Annotated in this window: 13 protein-coding genes; 5 read left to right on the forward strand and 8 right to left on the reverse strand. The window is 74.0% G+C overall.

What is annotated here, in order from left to right; genetic code table 11:
* The first annotated feature begins 29 nt into the window (after positions 1–29).
* Entirely contained in the window at positions 30–2,429 is a 2,400-nt protein-coding gene (locus OO48_RS34835; RefSeq protein WP_051731649.1) for a glycosyl hydrolase family 8, read from the forward strand.
* 828 nt (positions 2,430–3,257) lie between these two features.
* On the opposite strand, the gene OO48_RS02570 is transcribed toward OO48_RS34835, so the two are convergent.
* Complete coding sequence (locus tag OO48_RS02570; RefSeq protein ID WP_051731667.1) at positions 3,258–3,986, reverse strand: aminoacyl-tRNA hydrolase; 729 nt, start codon at positions 3,984–3,986, stop codon at positions 3,258–3,260.
* A 50-nt stretch (positions 3,987–4,036) separates the two neighbouring features.
* On the reverse strand, positions 4,037–4,954 hold the full coding sequence (locus OO48_RS34840; protein WP_157845364.1) for a hypothetical protein: 918 nt from the start codon (positions 4,952–4,954) through the stop codon (positions 4,037–4,039).
* 143 nt (positions 4,955–5,097) lie between these two features.
* Between OO48_RS34840 and OO48_RS02580 the strand changes: the two genes are divergently transcribed.
* Positions 5,098–5,469, forward strand: coding sequence for a YbjQ family protein (locus OO48_RS02580; protein ID WP_033212333.1), 372 nt, complete (start codon positions 5,098–5,100; stop codon positions 5,467–5,469).
* A 50-nt stretch (positions 5,470–5,519) separates the two neighbouring features.
* Here OO48_RS02580 and OO48_RS02585 read toward each other — a convergent pair whose 3' ends face one another.
* Together OO48_RS02585 and OO48_RS02590 are read right to left on the reverse strand one after the other, a co-directional pair.
* Positions 5,520–6,635, reverse strand: coding sequence for a vWA domain-containing protein (locus OO48_RS02585; protein ID WP_081951862.1), 1,116 nt, complete (start codon positions 6,633–6,635; stop codon positions 5,520–5,522).
* A 152-nt stretch (positions 6,636–6,787) separates the two neighbouring features.
* Complete coding sequence (locus OO48_RS02590) at positions 6,788–7,618, reverse strand: YhjD/YihY/BrkB family envelope integrity protein (protein ID WP_081951863.1); 831 nt, start codon at positions 7,616–7,618, stop codon at positions 6,788–6,790.
* Between the two features lie 337 nt (positions 7,619–7,955).
* Here OO48_RS02590 and OO48_RS02595 point away from each other — a divergent pair, with 337 nt between their 5' ends.
* Both OO48_RS02595 and OO48_RS02600 read left to right on the forward strand, forming a co-directional pair.
* A complete protein-coding gene (locus tag OO48_RS02595) occupies positions 7,956–8,855 on the forward strand; it encodes an ATP-grasp domain-containing protein (RefSeq protein WP_033212335.1) in 900 nt (299 codons plus the stop codon).
* Positions 8,852–9,973, forward strand: coding sequence for an NAD(P)-binding domain-containing protein (locus tag OO48_RS02600; protein WP_051731652.1), 1,122 nt, complete (start codon positions 8,852–8,854; stop codon positions 9,971–9,973). Before OO48_RS02595 ends, OO48_RS02600 begins: the two co-directional genes overlap by 4 nt.
* 178 nt (positions 9,974–10,151) lie before the next feature.
* Here OO48_RS02600 and OO48_RS02605 read toward each other — a convergent pair whose 3' ends face one another.
* Positions 10,152–11,147 (reverse strand): helix-turn-helix transcriptional regulator, encoded by a 996-nt coding sequence (locus tag OO48_RS02605; protein WP_033212338.1) that lies wholly within the window; start codon positions 11,145–11,147, stop codon positions 10,152–10,154.
* A 182-nt stretch (positions 11,148–11,329) separates the two neighbouring features.
* On the opposite strand from OO48_RS02605, the gene OO48_RS02610 reads away from it, so the two are divergent.
* A complete protein-coding gene (locus OO48_RS02610) occupies positions 11,330–12,037 on the forward strand; it encodes an alpha/beta fold hydrolase (RefSeq protein WP_033212340.1) in 708 nt (235 codons plus the stop codon).
* Here OO48_RS02610 and paaE read toward each other — a convergent pair.
* From paaE to paaC, 3 genes are read right to left on the reverse strand one after another with little or no spacing between them, the layout of a single operon-like run.
* Positions 12,025–13,092, reverse strand: coding sequence for a 1,2-phenylacetyl-CoA epoxidase subunit PaaE (gene paaE / locus OO48_RS02615; RefSeq protein ID WP_051731653.1), 1,068 nt, complete (start codon positions 13,090–13,092; stop codon positions 12,025–12,027). The two genes, OO48_RS02610 and paaE, sit on opposite strands and share 13 nt — an antisense overlap.
* Positions 13,092–13,589: a 1,2-phenylacetyl-CoA epoxidase subunit PaaD gene (gene paaD, locus OO48_RS02620; RefSeq protein ID WP_033212341.1), complete on the reverse strand. Its 498-nt coding sequence runs from the start codon at positions 13,587–13,589 to the stop codon at positions 13,092–13,094. The genes paaE and paaD overlap by 1 nt, the downstream gene beginning before the upstream one ends.
* On the reverse strand, positions 13,583–14,464 hold the full coding sequence (gene paaC / locus OO48_RS02625) for a 1,2-phenylacetyl-CoA epoxidase subunit PaaC (RefSeq protein WP_033212343.1): 882 nt from the start codon (positions 14,462–14,464) through the stop codon (positions 13,583–13,585). The genes paaD and paaC overlap by 7 nt, the downstream gene beginning before the upstream one ends.
* Positions 14,465–14,486: the final 22 nt, after the last annotated feature.

Genomic DNA, 14,486 nt, shown 5'->3' on the forward strand with positions numbered 1-14,486 from the left:
GCCCCCCACCTGTCCTGATGGGAACCACCATGAACAAAGCACTCCCGCCTGCCGGTACGACGGCGACCAGACCGCTGTGGCGCACCGCGCTGGCTACGGCCACCGCCGGCGCCTGCCTCACCCTGTACGGCGCGGTGCCCCAAGCCGCCGTCGCTGACACCCTGCTGACCACCGTGCAGGCCGAGTCCATGACCAAGAACGGCGGCTGCACCTCCACGGACAGCACCCGAACCGTCTACTACTGCAACAACGACAGCACCTCCATCTCGTATGCGTTCCCGCAGGCCGGGCGCTACAGCATCACCGTCGTCGGCGCCTCCAGCCAGAACAGCACCGCCGGCATCAGCGTGTACGCCGGCTCGGCCAAGGTCGCGGCCCTCACCTTCACCGGCACCTCCTACACCCGCCAGAGCGCCGTCTTCGACGTCGCCGCCGCCGGTTCCCAGGAAATCCGCCTGAAGCTGGAGACCGACAACGGGCAGAACGACACCTACGTCGACTGCTTCGAACTGGCCTACCAGGGCCCCACCCCGGCCGCACCCCCCGCGCCCGTCCCGCCGGACACGGGTGCCTACGCCAGCGGCACCTACCGCAACCTGTTCAAGGAGATGGATCCGACCATCACGGACGCGGCCGTGACCGACAAACTCACCGCCTACTGGAACGCCTTCTTCACCGGCACCGACGACACCAAGCGCCTCTACTACCCGGCCGGCACCAACGGCAACGGCGCGCTGGCGTACATCAAGGACACCGGCAACGGCGACGTGCGCTCCGAGGGCATGAGCTACGGCATGATGATCGCCGTCCAGATGGACAAGAAGGCCGAGTTCGACGCCCTGTGGAACTGGGCCAAGAGCAACATGCAGCACCAGAAGACCGCCCGCAGCGGCTACTTCTGCTGGCAGGCGTCCGAGAGCGGCTCCTGCACGGACGACAACCCCGCCACCGACGGCGAGGAGTACTTCGCCACCGCCCTGTTCTTCGCGGGCAACCGCTGGGGCAACGGCACCGGCATCTTCGACTACACCGCCGAGGCCAACGGCATCCTCGACACGATGCTCCACAAGCAGGACATGAACGGCGGCAGCGTCGACAGCGTCACCAACATGTTCGACAGCGAGGCCAAGCTGCCGGTCTTCGTCCCCTACGGCAGCGCCGCCCGGTTCTCCGACCCCTCCTACGTCCTGCCCGCCTTCTACGAGCTGTGGTCCCGCTGGGCCGACGGATACCAGGGCAACCAGGTCGCCGACCGCCAGTTCTGGCACGACGCCGCCACCGCCGGACGCGCCTTCTTCACGAAGACCACCAACGCCACCACCGGCCTGAACCCCGACTACGCCGAGTTCACCGGCGCCCCGAACAACACCGGCAACCACGGCGACTTCCGCTTTGACGCCTGGCGCACCGCCGTCAACTGGTCCGTCGACTACGCCTGGTGGGCCGCCGACGCGGGCCAGAAGACCCTCACCGACCGGCTCCAGGGCTTCTTCACCACCCAGGGCGCCAACGCCTACGTCAACCAGTACTCGCTGAGCGGCACCGCGCTGTCCAGCGACCGCTCCCCGGGCCTCATCGCCTCCAACGCCGCAGCCTCCCTCGCCGCCGGCAAGCAGCAGGCATGGCCCTTCGTCCAGGCGCTGTGGAACCTCCAGCCCCCCACCGGCCAGTACCGCTACTACGACGGCCTGCTGAACTTCATGGCCCTGCTCCACACCAGCGGCAACTTCCGCATCTACGGCCCCGGCACCGGCGGCAGCGCGGACACCACCGCCCCCAGCACCCCCGGCGCGCTGACCGTCACCGCCACCACCGCCACCACCGCCACTCTCTCCTGGACGGCCTCCAGCGACGACACCGCCGTGGCTTCCTACACCGCCTACACCGGCACCGCCACCGACGGCGCGTCCGGCTGCACCCAGGTCACCGCGACCAGCTGCACCGTCGCCGGACTCTCCCCGCAGAGCGCCTACACCTTCACCGTCAAGGCCCGCGACGCCGCCGGCAACACCAGCGCCGCCTCCAACAGCGCCACCGCCACCACCGCGGCCGCCGCCAACCGCAGCGCCTACCAGAGCATCGAAGCCGAGACCGCGACCGCCACCGGGGCCACCACCCGCTCCGACGACGGCGGAACCGTCGTCCAGCTCACCGGCTCCGGCAGCAGCCTGGCGCTCACCGACATCGACTTCGGCACCACCGGCGCGGCCGGCGTCTCCTTCCGTGCCTCGACCACCACCCCCGGCGTCAACCTCCAGGTCCGCCTCGGCAGCCCCACCGCGTCCCCCGCCTGCACCGTCTACCCCGACAGCAACGGCACCTGGCACACCAAGTCCAACACCTGCTACCCCAAGCCCGCCGGAGTACAGACGATCTACATCACCGCCACCGGCCCCGTCGCCGTCAACTCCCTCGTCTTCAAGAACTGACACCACACGAACCCCACTCCGGACCGCCGAGCAGCCGGGGGGAATCTCACCCCCCGGCCCTCACGGAACCGTGCGTGACAGTCTCCCGTTGCACGGCTCTTGCCGCTCCGGTCGTCAGATCGTCAGCGCACCTTGCGTGGGCACCAGACGCCAGTGAGCGAGCACGCGGGGTGCCGCTGGGCGATCTCCCGCAGCTTCGCCAACGCCTTGCGCTTGGTCGCGAGCCGCTTGTATTCCTTACGGACCCAACGCACCGAACGGGCGTTGACCTCGATTCGTCAGCGGCTGGTGCTCGGGGGCCGGGCCCGGGTCGAGGCGGGTCATGGCGTGGACAACGTCGATGAAGGACGAGTCCTGCAACGCCTGAGCCAACTCGTCGGCTTCGGGGTCGTCCTCCTCGACCGGGTGGTGCCGGTCCCGCATCCCCCAGTTCGGGCAAGCCCTCCGGAAGGCAGCTTGGCGTCCTCTCACGAGGTCATGGCGGTTGAGGCCGAGAACGCCGACAGCGGCCTCGCCCTTGGGGATCCGTCGACCGCCGTGTACTCGCCGCTGCCCAGGAGCAGCTCCAGACGGTCAGCGGGGTCTTCCGTCGTGGGGTCGATCAGCAGACAGGCTCCGGTCGCGTCCACCGGATGCTGCTCCCGTTTCCCGACATGCAGCGCGCCGCGCCACGGGCCGTCCCTTCCAGCGCGGTGCGTACGCGGTTCTTGGCCGCCTTGGCCCTGGTCCACTGCTGGTGGGAGGTCAGCCGGCGATGGTTCAGCATGAGGCCCGCTCCCTGTCCGCGCCGAGCCGCTGACAGCAACGGCAGAGCCAGCCGTGACGTGCCTACTGGCGCCGGAGGCGCAGGGCGGGGTGGTCGGCGACGACGGTGCAGCTGCCGGGGGCGATCTCGGTGAAGCCGGCGTCGCGGACCACCGGCAGGCGGCCGTCGGTGAGGGCGGGCCAGGCGGCGGGCGGGGCGGTGCGGACGGCCAGGGGGAAGTCGTCGGCCGCCCACTTCTCGCGCTGCGCCTCGTCCAGTTCCCACCAGGCGAGCTGGGCGGCGTGGCCGGTCTGGGCCATGGTCTTGCCGGCGCTCATCTCCAGTTCGGGGTTGAGCCACAGGACGGGGACGCCCTCGGGCGCGGGGCCGGGCGGTTCGGGGTCGTCGAGGTCGGTGCCGGAGACCTGGAGCTTGGCGAGTTCCCTGGGCCAGCCGTCCAGCGGGATCGGCGGGAAGACCCGCACCTCGGCGCCGCCCCCGCCGGTGACGGTGATGCCGGGCAGTTCGGCGGCCTTGCGCCACTCGCCGCCGCGGGCGCGCCGGACCACCTTGCGGATCCGGGCGTCCTCCCAGGCGGCGACCCGCTCGGCCCACTCGCCGTCCGGGTCGGTGGCCCGGGGGTCGGCGAGCAGGGTGAGGACGGCGCGCGCGGAGGTCTCCAGGGCGTCGGTGCGGGCGGGCGGGTCGGCCCGCTCCAGCCGGACCACCAGCGGCAGCACGTACTGCGGGCGGGTGTCGCGGTCCTCGGCGTGCCCGCCCACGGCGGGAACGGGCGCGGCGTCGGCGGGCACGGCGGTGGCGGGCGGGTCGAAGGGTGAGCTCACCCTCCCAGGATGCCAGTTCAGCGGCGGTAGCCCCGGCCGGGGTCGCGTTCCTCGGCGTCCTCGTAGGCGAGGAACCAGCCCTCGGGGTGGGTGGCGGCGAGCAGCCGGTCGATGCGCTGGCCCGTGTCGAGGTCGCCGTCCTCCTCGTCGGGGCCGTAGACGCCGAACAGTTCGTCCGCGCAGCCGTCCCAGTCGTAGTCGTACAGGTCGGCGGGCAGGTCGCCCATCATGTCGGCGACCGATTCGGGCTGGGCGCCGAGCAGGGCGCGGGCGTCGGCCAGGGCCAGGCGCAGCGCGACGTCCTCGGCGGGACAGCGGGGCAGCGGCCACTCGCCGGTGGCGAGGTCGTCGGCGAGGTCGTCGAAGGCCCGGGCGAAGGAGCGGCGCCAGCCCCGGTGCAGGTTCCAGGTGCGCTGCGGGAGGCGGCCGAAGACCGCCCAGTCGCTCTCGTCGGCGACGGTGACCGGGGCGTCGCCGTGGTCCTCCAGGTCTTCGTAGGCGGCGTCGGCGAGGCTGATCAGCTGGGTGTGGAGCAGGCAGGCGGTGCGCGGGGTGAGCGTCCAGTCGCCGGTGTCGCCGTCGTCGTCGAGCGGGAACAGCTCGGCGAAGTCGGGGGCGAAGTCGTCGGTGACGCTGATCTCCAGGGTGCCGCCGAGCGCCTCGACGCCGGGCAGCGCGGCGACCAGCCGGTCGGGGTGGAGCAGGGCGCCGAGGGCGGCGTTGGGGTCCTCGGCGACTTCGCGCAGCAGTTGGGCGCGCTGGCCCTCCGGGTCGATGCCGTCGAACTCCAGTTCCTCGACGGCCGCCCGGGCGGCGGCCCGCAAGGCCGGCCAGTCGGTGATCCGCAGGCCCAGTACCACCGTGGCCTCGATCTCCTGCGCGCCGGATTCCTCCGCCGCGTGCGACCCCTGTGGTTGATCGTTTCGCTCGCCCATGCGACAAGGTTGACAAACCCGGTGGCCGGTGTCCATCAGCTCTCCCGATCCGGTGCCCGGCGACGGTGGCGCGCGGGCGCGGAACGCGTCCGCCCGGCGCGCCGGGGTAGCCGACCGGCCGGGTGGGGCGGGAGGCTGGGGGCATGAGCGAACTGAGCGATTTCGGCGGCGGGCAGGACCCGGCCGGTGGCGTGCTGGTGGTGACCACGAACGACGTGCCGGGGCACCGGGTGGTCAAGGTGATCGGCGAGGTGTTCGGGCTGACGGTGCGGTCACGGCACATCGGCTCGCAGATCGGTGCGGGCCTGAAGTCCCTGATGGGCGGCGAGCTCAAGGGATTGACGAAGACGCTCGTCGAAACGCGGAACCAGGCCATGGAGCGCCTGGTGGAGCAGACCAAGGCCCGGGGCGGCAACGCGGTGCTGATGATGCGCTTCGACGTCACGGAGGCCGCGGACGTCGGCACCGAGGTGTGCGCGTACGGCACGGCCGCCGTGATCGAGCCGATCGGCTGACACCCCGCCCCCGGCCCCGGAGCAGGGCGCTCCGGGGCCGCCCGGCGCGGCTACAGCATGACCAGCAGCCGGGTGCCGGGCACCAGCTTCCGGTTGACCGAGGTCGACTGGACGAACACGGTGTACGCCGGGTTGTCGCCGGGCTTCACGGTGGTCTCCGCGGCGGGCAGCCCCAGCAGGCCGCGGGCGGCCGGGCCGGTGAACACCCGGCCGGTGAGCGCGCCGGTGGCCGGGTCCTTCTCGGCGACGGCGATCTGCTTGCCGCCCTGGATCTTCTCGCGCTTGGACAGCTCGTAGAAGGAGCAGCCGGTGCGGTACGGGTGCCCGGCGCCGGTGACGAACTCCCGGACGGCCGCCTGCCGGTCGACCGGGACGAGGACGTACGTGTCGGTCTCCAGCGCGTCGAGCTCGGCCTTCACCTCGGCGGCGCTCAAGTCCTGCCCCATGGCGAACAGCCGCTTGGTGCCGCGCACGCCCTTCTCGCGGCCGCGCAGGAAGGTGGTGGCGGCGGTCTTGACGGTGTCGATGGCCTCCTCGACGCCGCCGCTGGAGTCGGCGTCCCAGACCGCGATGTTGCCGGCGGGGAAGCCGTACTCCTGGGCGGTGCGCTTGGCCAGCGAGTTGGGGACCAGGATCGCCGACGTCCAGTGCTCGGGGAGCTCGTCCATGGCGGCGCGGATGCGGTCCATCCAGCCGCGCAGCACGGCGGTGCCCGCGGCCTTCTTCATCCGGGTGTGCATCAGGCCGTGCTCCGAGCAGCCGGAGGCGTTCTCCTCGCCGTCGGTGACGACGACCTGGAGGAAGGAGTGCTCGCCGTACCCCTCCCAGATGTGCTTCAGGTCGTCGACGGACTTCACCGCCGCCTCGATCAGCGCCGTCGCGCCGTTGTCGACCGCGTAGAGGCCCCGCAGCGACGGCAGGTGCTTGACGTCCATGTCCCACACCAGGTTGTGCACCTCGTGGTCGAAGGCGTAGAGGCTGATCCGGGTCTCGTGGCCGAGGCGGTCGGACTCCTCCTGGAGGCCCTTCACGAACTCGTCCACCACCCGGACGAGTTGTGCCTCGTGCCGGCGCATCGAACCGGATTTGTCGACCACCAGCGAAACGTGGTTGACCTTGTGGTGGATGCGGTTCGCGGAAATGCTCGCGGAAACGCTCGCGGCCATGGATTCGCCCCTTTTCCAACGCCCTTCGCGGCGCCTTCCCGGCGCCCCCTCCAGCGTTGTTCCCACACTACGGCGGGGCACTGACAATTCCGCCCGGCCCGAGGGCCCGTCAATTCCGGCCCGTTTCCTGCCCTTTCGGAGAAGGCCGGCCGCTACCCGGCGGAATCGGGCGCGCCGGGCCGCTCCGCCTCGGGGAGGCGCCCGGCGGCGGCCCGGCGCAGTTCCGCCGTGAACTGCGCGCCCGCCAGCAGTGCCAGGTTGGAGAGCCAGAGCCAGATCAGGAACACCACCGTCCCCGCCAGCGAACCGTAGAGGTGGCGGTACGTCCCCAGGACGCTGGTGTACAGCGCGAAACCCGCCGAGAAGACCAGCCAGAGCGCCGCCGCCAGCACGCCGCCCGGCAGGCTGCCCCACCGCCGCCACGCCTGTTCGGGACCGGTCCGGAAGACGATCATGACCAGCACCGCCGCCACCACCAGCAGCACGGGCCAGCGGACCACCGACCACACCAGCGGAGCCGTCCCGCCCAGGTGCAGCACCCGGCCGGCCCCCTGCGCGACCGGACCGCTCAGGATCAGCGCCAGCGCGCTCACCGCCAGCAGCACCAGCAGCACCGCCGCGGTCACCACGATCCGCGGGGCCTTGCGCAACGGGGAACGCCGGTCGCTGGTGCCGTGCATCCGGTGCAGCGCCCGCCGGAACACCGCCAGGTAGCTGCAGCACGACCACAGCGCGCTGCCGGCGCCCGCCACCAGCAGCGTCCAACCGGCCGAACCACCGCCCAGCGCCTGGGCCAGCACCCCGCCCACCTCCGAGCCGGCCTGGCCGGGCAGCAGCGCCGCCAACCGCACCGCCGCCTCCCGCGCCGCCGCCGGGCTGATCAGCGCGAAGCCCACCACGGTGGCCAGCAGGGCCGGAAGGATCGCCAGGATCGCGTAGTACGTCAGCGCCGCCGCGAAGTCGGTGATGTCGTCGTTCCACATCGTCAACGGCGTGCGCCGCAACGCCCGCCCCCAACGTCTGCTCCCGTCCGCCGACCGAGCCACCGCAAACCCCCACCCGCTGAGAAGCCGAACGCGCTCCACCGACCGCCCGGACCGGATTCCCGCCCCGCACTCCGCGAAACCGCCCGGAGCCGCGGCCGGCCGGACCGCCGCACGCGCCGAGGTGGCGGTGGGGACGCCCGGACGATCACGTTCCGGGGCCGTGCGAACACTCGGCGATCATTTCGTCCGCCGGTACGAAATACCGATTGACACTGCTCAGCGGCCCGGTGGACGCTCGCTACGCACCGCCCTCCCCCCGACGCCAGGAGCCACCGTGAGCACCGCCCCGCACCCGCCCGTCCGCCGACCCGCGCGGGTCGCGTACGCCACCTGCCGCGGGGTGGAGGACGTGGAGCAGCTGCCGGTGCTGGCGGCCTTCGCCCGGCTCGGGGTGGACGCGCAGGCGGTGTACTGGAACGACCCGGCGGTGGACTGGGCGGGGTACGACCTGGTGCTGGTGCGCAGCGTCTGGGACTACATCCTGTACCACGAGGAGTTCCTCGCCTGGACGCGCCGCGTCTCCGCGCTGACCCGGCTGGCCAACCCGGCCCGGGTGCTGGAGCGCAACACCGACAAGACCTACCTGCGCGACCTGGCCGGCGCCGGGCTGCCCGTGGTGCCGACGCTCTGGGTCGCCCCGGGCGATCCGCTGGGCGCGGTCGCGGCCGTCGACTGGCCGGAGCTGGTGGTCAAGCCCACCGTCTCCTCCGGCGCGCGGGACACCGTCCGCACCGCCGACCGGGCCGAGGCGCTGGCGCAGGTCGCCGCGCTGACCGGGGCCGGGCGGACGGCGATGGTGCAGCCGTACCTGGCGATGGTGGAGGACGAGGGCGAGACCTCGCTGCTGTACCTGGGCGGGGAGTTCAGCCACGCGGTGCGCCGCGGCCCGATGCTGAGCGGCGGCTTCGAGGACGTCGCCCGCGAGCCGGACGCCGACCAACTGGCGCTCGCCGAACGGGTGCTGGCGGCGTCGGCGGAGCCCGGCGAGCTGCTGTACGCCCGGGTCGACCTGGTCCGGCTGGCGGACGGCTCGCCCGCGCTGATCGAGCTGGAGCTGACCGAGCCCCGGCTGTTCCTGGCGCTGCGCCCGGACGGCCCGGAGCGGCTGGCCGCCGCGACCCGCGCGCTGCTGCCGGGGAACACCCGGCCGCGCCCCGGTGTTTCACCGGCGTGACTGTTGAGCGCGCAACTACCGCAGGAGGCGCCGTCCGCGAGGTGGACGCGCTGGTGATCGGCGCGGGGCAGGCCGGCCTGTCCGCCGCCTACCACCTGCGCCGCCGCGGCTTCGCCCCGCACACCGGCTTCGTGGTGCTGGACGCGGACGACGCCCCGGGCGGCGCCTGGGCGCACCGCTCCCCCTCGCTCACCATGGCCACCGTGCACGGCTTCCACGACCTGCCGGACTTCGAGCTCCCCGCCACCGACCCGGCCACCGAGGCCCGGGTCGCCGTCCCCGGCTACTTCGCCGCGTACGAGGCCGGGCACGCGCTGCCGGTGCTGCGCCCGGTCAGGGTGCTCGCGGTCCGCGACCGGCCCGACGGGCGGCCCGACGGCGGGCCGGACGGGCGCCTGCTGGTGGAGACCGACGCCGGCCGCTGGGCCGCCCGCGCCCTGCTGAACGCCACCGGCACCTGGACGCGGCCCTTCCTGCCCCGCTACCCCGGCCGCTTCGCCGGGCGGCAGCTGCACTACGCCGACTACCGGGGCCCGGCGGAGTTCGCCGGACAGCGCGTCGTCGTGGTGGGCGGCGGCGCCTCGGCGGTGCAGGTGCTCTCCGAGCTCGGCGCCGTCGCCGAGACGGTGTGGGTGACGCGCACCCCGCCGGTGGTCCACCAGGGCCCGTTCACCGAGGAGTTCGGCCGCGAGGTGGTCGCCAGGGTGGACGAGCGGGTACGGGCCGGCCTGCCCGTGCGCAGCGTCGTCTCGGTGACCGGCCTGGGCCCGAGCGTCGCCTACCGCCGCGCCGAGGAGCTGGGCGTGCTGCACCGCCGCCCGATGTTCGACCGCCTCACCGAACGCGGAGTCGCCTGGGGCGACGAGGAGTCGACCGCCGACGCGATCATCTGGGCCACCGGCTTCCGGGCCGAACTCACCCACCTCGCCCCGCTGGGTCTGCGCGCCCCGGGCGGCGGCATCCGGATGGACGGCACCCGGGTCGCCGCCGACCCCCGCGTCCACCTGCTCGGCTACGGCCCGTCCGCCTCCACCGTCGGCGCCAACCGGGCGGGCCGCGCCGCGGTCAACGAGGTGGTCCGCCTGCTGGGGGCCCCGGCGCAGCCCGCCACGGTCTGAACGGCCCGGCGACCGAGGGTCGGTGCCGACGTCCGCGGTCACGGTGGCGTCGAAGCGCACCATCGGAGCCGTGCCCCCTCTTGTCACCCGAGGTGTTCCAGCGCCGTCCGGGCCCGCCGCGCACGGTTCCTCGAGGGCGCGTGCGCCCCGCGGCCGCCCCTGCGTCGTGATCGGCAGCCTAGACCGGCCGGTGCGCGGCCCGGCCCCGGGGCCCGGGCTCCTCGGCCGCCGCGGCGAAGCGGGACGCCAGCGCGGCCACCGCCGCCCGCAGTTCGGGCCCGTCCAGGACCCGGAACGGGAACGGGACGGCCGCCAGCCACTCGCCCGCGTACATCGCCGGGTTGCGGGTGCTGCCCTCCAACAGGCACTGCGCGCCCGCCGCTTCGAGCCGGCCCATGGTGGGACCGACCCAGGGGGCGACCTGCTCGATCGGCGCGTCGAACAGCACCCGGGTGCGGAACGCCCAGCCGGTGCCGAGGTGCCGTTCCAGCACGGCGACGGGGTCGAGCCCCTCCGGCGGGTCGAACGGCACGGTGCTGCGCTCGGCGGCCCGGATCCGGTCGATCCGGTAGGTGCGGACGGCGTCGGCCCGGTGCGAGTGGCACAGCAGGTACCAGCGCGATCGGCGCACCACCACCGCCCACGGGTCGACCTCCGTCCGGCGCTCCTCGCCGCTCCCGCCCCGGTAGGCGACCACCACCCGCCGCCGGGCCGCGATCGCCTCCACCAGCGTGCTGGCGACCGCCGGATCGGGGTGCGCCGGGTACGGGTCGGGCGCGGCGGCGGCGTGCGCCCGCAGCGCGGCGGCCTGGCGCCCGATCGCCTCGGGCAGCGCCCGGACCACCTTCCCCAGCGCGGACCCGACCAGGTCGTCCGGGTCGGTGGCGGCGGGCCGCCCGTCCAGCACGGCCATGACCAGCCCGAGCGCCTCCTCCTGCGTGAACGAGACCGGCGCCAGCCGGGCCCCCCGCCCCAGCCGGTAGCCCCCGTACGGCCCGCGCTCCGACTCCACCGGCACCCCGGCCTCCCGCAGGATCGCCACGTACCGCCGCGCCGCCCGGTCCGTCACCCCGAGCCGCGCGGCGAGCTGCTCGGCCGTCGTCCCGGGCCGCTCCCGCAGGATCTCCAGCGTGCGCAGCGCCCGGGCGGTGGGGCTGGTCTCCGTGTCCGACACACCCGACAGCGTACGGAAGACCGGAACGGCACCGGGGACCCGGGGAACGGCCGTCCCCGGGTTCCGCGCCCCGGGAAGTGCTCCCCCGGTTCAGGAAGCCGATCGTCCGGAACCCTTCCTAGCATGGGCGGTGACCTGCTCGGACGGGCCGCTCGCGGCCCCGTTGAACGGAGGGGACTCCCATGGACGTCCTGTTGATCGGCGGCCTCTGGCTGAACGGCACCACCGCCTGGGACGCGGTCGCGCCCGCTCTCGTCGGACGCGGCCACCGACCGGTGCCGCTGACCCTGCCCGGGCAGGGGGACGGGCGGGCGGACGCGACGCTGGCGGAGCAGCTCGCTGCGGTGCTGGCCGCCGTGGACGCGGCCGAGGGGAAGCCGCTGGTGGTGGCGCACTCGGCGGCCTGCACGCTGGGGTGGATGGCGGTGGACGCCCGGCCGGGCGGGGTCGCGGGGCTGGTGCTGGTGGACGGGTTCCCGCACCAGGACGGGCACCCGTACGCGGACCTGTTCCCGGTGGTCGACGGCGTGGTGCCGTTCCCGGGGTGGGAGCCGTTCGAGGGGCCGACCAGCGCGGACCTGGACGAGGCAGCGCGGGCCCGGTTCGAGGCGAGCGCCGTCCCCGTGCCGGAGGGTGTCGCGCTGGCGCCGGTCCGGCTGTCGGACGAGCGGCGTTTCGGCGTGCCGGTGACGATGCTGTGCGCCGAGGCTTCCCCGGAGGAGGTCCGGGGGTGGATCGCGGCGGGCGCGGCCCCGGAGGTGTCCCGGATGGAGCGGGTCGAGTACGTGGACCTGGACTCCGGCCACTGGCCGATGTTCAGCCGGCCCGCCGAGCTGGCCGCCCTGATCGACGCGGCGGCCGCCCGCGCTGAGCCCGCTCAGCGGTCGTAGTCGACCGTCACCCGGTCGGAGACCGGCCGGGCCTGGCAGGTGAGGACGTAGCCGGCCGCCAACTCGGCTTCCTCCAGGGCGAAGTTGCGCCGCATCTCGACCTTGCCGTCGCACACCAGGGCCCGGCAGGTGCCGCAGACGCCGCCCTTGCAGGCGAACGGCAGGTCGGGGCGGGCGCGTTGGGCGCCGTCCAGGATGGAGCGGTCCCGGGGCAGCGCGAGCGTGCTGGAGCGGCCGTCGAGGACGAGGGTGACCTCGCTGGCGGCGGCGTCCGGTTCGGGTTCGGGGTGCCGCTCCTCGGGGCGCTCGTCCTCGGCGTGGAACAGCTCCTGGTGCACCCGCCCGGCGGGGACGCCGAGTTCGGCCAGCAGTCGCTTCGTCCCGGTGACCATCCCGTACGGCCCGCACAGCCACCAGTGGTCGACGGCGGGCACGTCGACCAGGGCGCCGAGCAGGGCGGTGAGCCGTTCGGGGTCGAGCCGGCCGCTGAGCAGTTCGGCGTCGCGGCTCTCCCGGGAGAGCACGTGGACGAGCTGGAAGCGTCGCAGGTAGCGGTCCTTGAGGTCGGCGAGCTCGTCGGCGAACATCACCGTGTCGCTGCGCCGGTTGCCGTACAGCAGGGTGACCTCGGAGTCGGGGTGCCCGGCCAGGACGGAGGCCGCGATGGAGAGCATCGGGGTGATGCCGGAGCCGGCCGCGATCAGCACGTGCCGGCCGGGCTCGGCCGGGTCGGCGGTGAACGCCCCGGCGGGGGGCAGGACTTCGACCACCTCGCCGGTCTCGGCCCCGCTCACCAGCCAGTGCGAGAACAGGCCGCCGGGCACCTCGCGGACGGCGATCCGCAGCGGGCCGCCGACCGGGGAGCACAGCGAGTAGGAGCGGCGTTCGTCGGCGCCGTCGACGATCCGGCGCAGGGTGAGGCTCTGGCCCGGACGGAAGGCGAACTCCTCGGCCAGTTCGGCGGGGACGTCGAAGGTGACCGCGACGGCGTCCTCGCAGAGCCGTTCCAGGGCGCCGATCGGCAGCGGGTGGAACCGCGGGCGGCGGACGGCCATCAGATCTCCTTGATCCGGTCGAAGGGTTCGCGGCAACTGCGGCACCGCCACAGCGACTTGCAGGCGGTGGAGCCGAACCGGGAGAGTTCCTCGGTGTCCTCGGACCCGCACTGCGGGCAGGCCACCGCCCGCCTGGTCGGGCCGAGTCGCAGCAGTCCGCCGGGCGCCCCGCCGGGGGCGGGCGGCGCGATGCCGGCTTCGGCGAGCTTGCGGCGGCCCTCGGCGCTGATCCGGTCGCTGGACCACGGCGGGTCGATCCGCAACCGCACCTCGACCTCCGCGAACCCGGCGGCCCGCAGCCGGCGGGCCACGTCGGCGGCCATCTCGGCGACGGCCGGGCAGCCCGAGTAGGTGGGCGTCAGCCAGGCCGTGACCCTGCCGTCCGTCTCCTCGACGTCGGCCAGCACGCCCAGGTCGGCCAGGGTGAGCATGGGCAGTTCGGGGTCGGGCACGGCGGCGGCGACCTCCCTGGCCCGCTCCAGCACGGTGCTCACCACGTCGCCCCCGGGTGCGCCCTGGCCACCACCTGCAACTCCGCCAGCAGCGGCCCCATCGCCTCGGTGTGCACCCCGTGCCGCCCGCCCCGGCCGTTCACGTACGCCCGGCCGACCACCTCGGGGACGGGCAGCGTCGCCTCGGCCAGCACCCCTTCCAGGGCGGCCAGTACGGGTGCGCGTAGCGGCGACGGGTCGACGCCGAGCCGGAGTTCGACCTCGTGCGGGGTGAACAGCTCCTCCAGCCACGGCCAGAGCGCGTCCAGCGCGGCCCGCATCCGCCGGTGCGACTCCTCGGTGCCGTCGCCGAGCCGCACCGTCCAGGCGGCCGCGTACTCCCGGTGGTACGCCAACTCCTTGACGCCGAGCGCCGCGACGGCCGACAGCACCGGGTCGGCGTGGCCGACCAGGCGCCGGTACAGCTCCTCCCGGGCGGTGGCGAACAGCAGCAGCCGCACCACGCACTGCGCGAAGTCGCCGTTCTCCAGCTCCACCAACCGCACGTTGCGGTACGCGGACTCCTCGCGCCAGTAGGCGAGTTCGTCCTCGCCGCGGCCGCTGCCGTCGAGCTGTCCGGCCCGGGTGAGCAGCCGGCGGGCCTGGCCGAGCAGGTCGAGGCCGAGGTTGGCGAGCGCCACCTCCTCCTCCAACTCGGGCGCCCGGGTGATCCACTGGATCAGCCGCTGGGACAGCACCAGCGCGTCGTCGCCCAGCATCAGGCAGTACGCGGCGAGGTCGGCCGGATCGATGCCGACCGGCGGCGCGGCGTCCACTCCCAGCAGCGGGTCGGCGAACCCCGTGCCGTACGCCCAGCGGGCCTCGCCGTCCGGCCCCGGGCCCGCCTCGGCCAGCGAGAGGTACACGTGGTCGTCGCTCATGTCGCCTTCCCTGCTCGATTTC

Source organism: Kitasatospora phosalacinea (genome assembly GCF_000716545.1).
Taxonomy (GTDB): domain Bacteria; phylum Actinomycetota; class Actinomycetes; order Streptomycetales; family Streptomycetaceae; genus Kitasatospora; species Kitasatospora phosalacinea.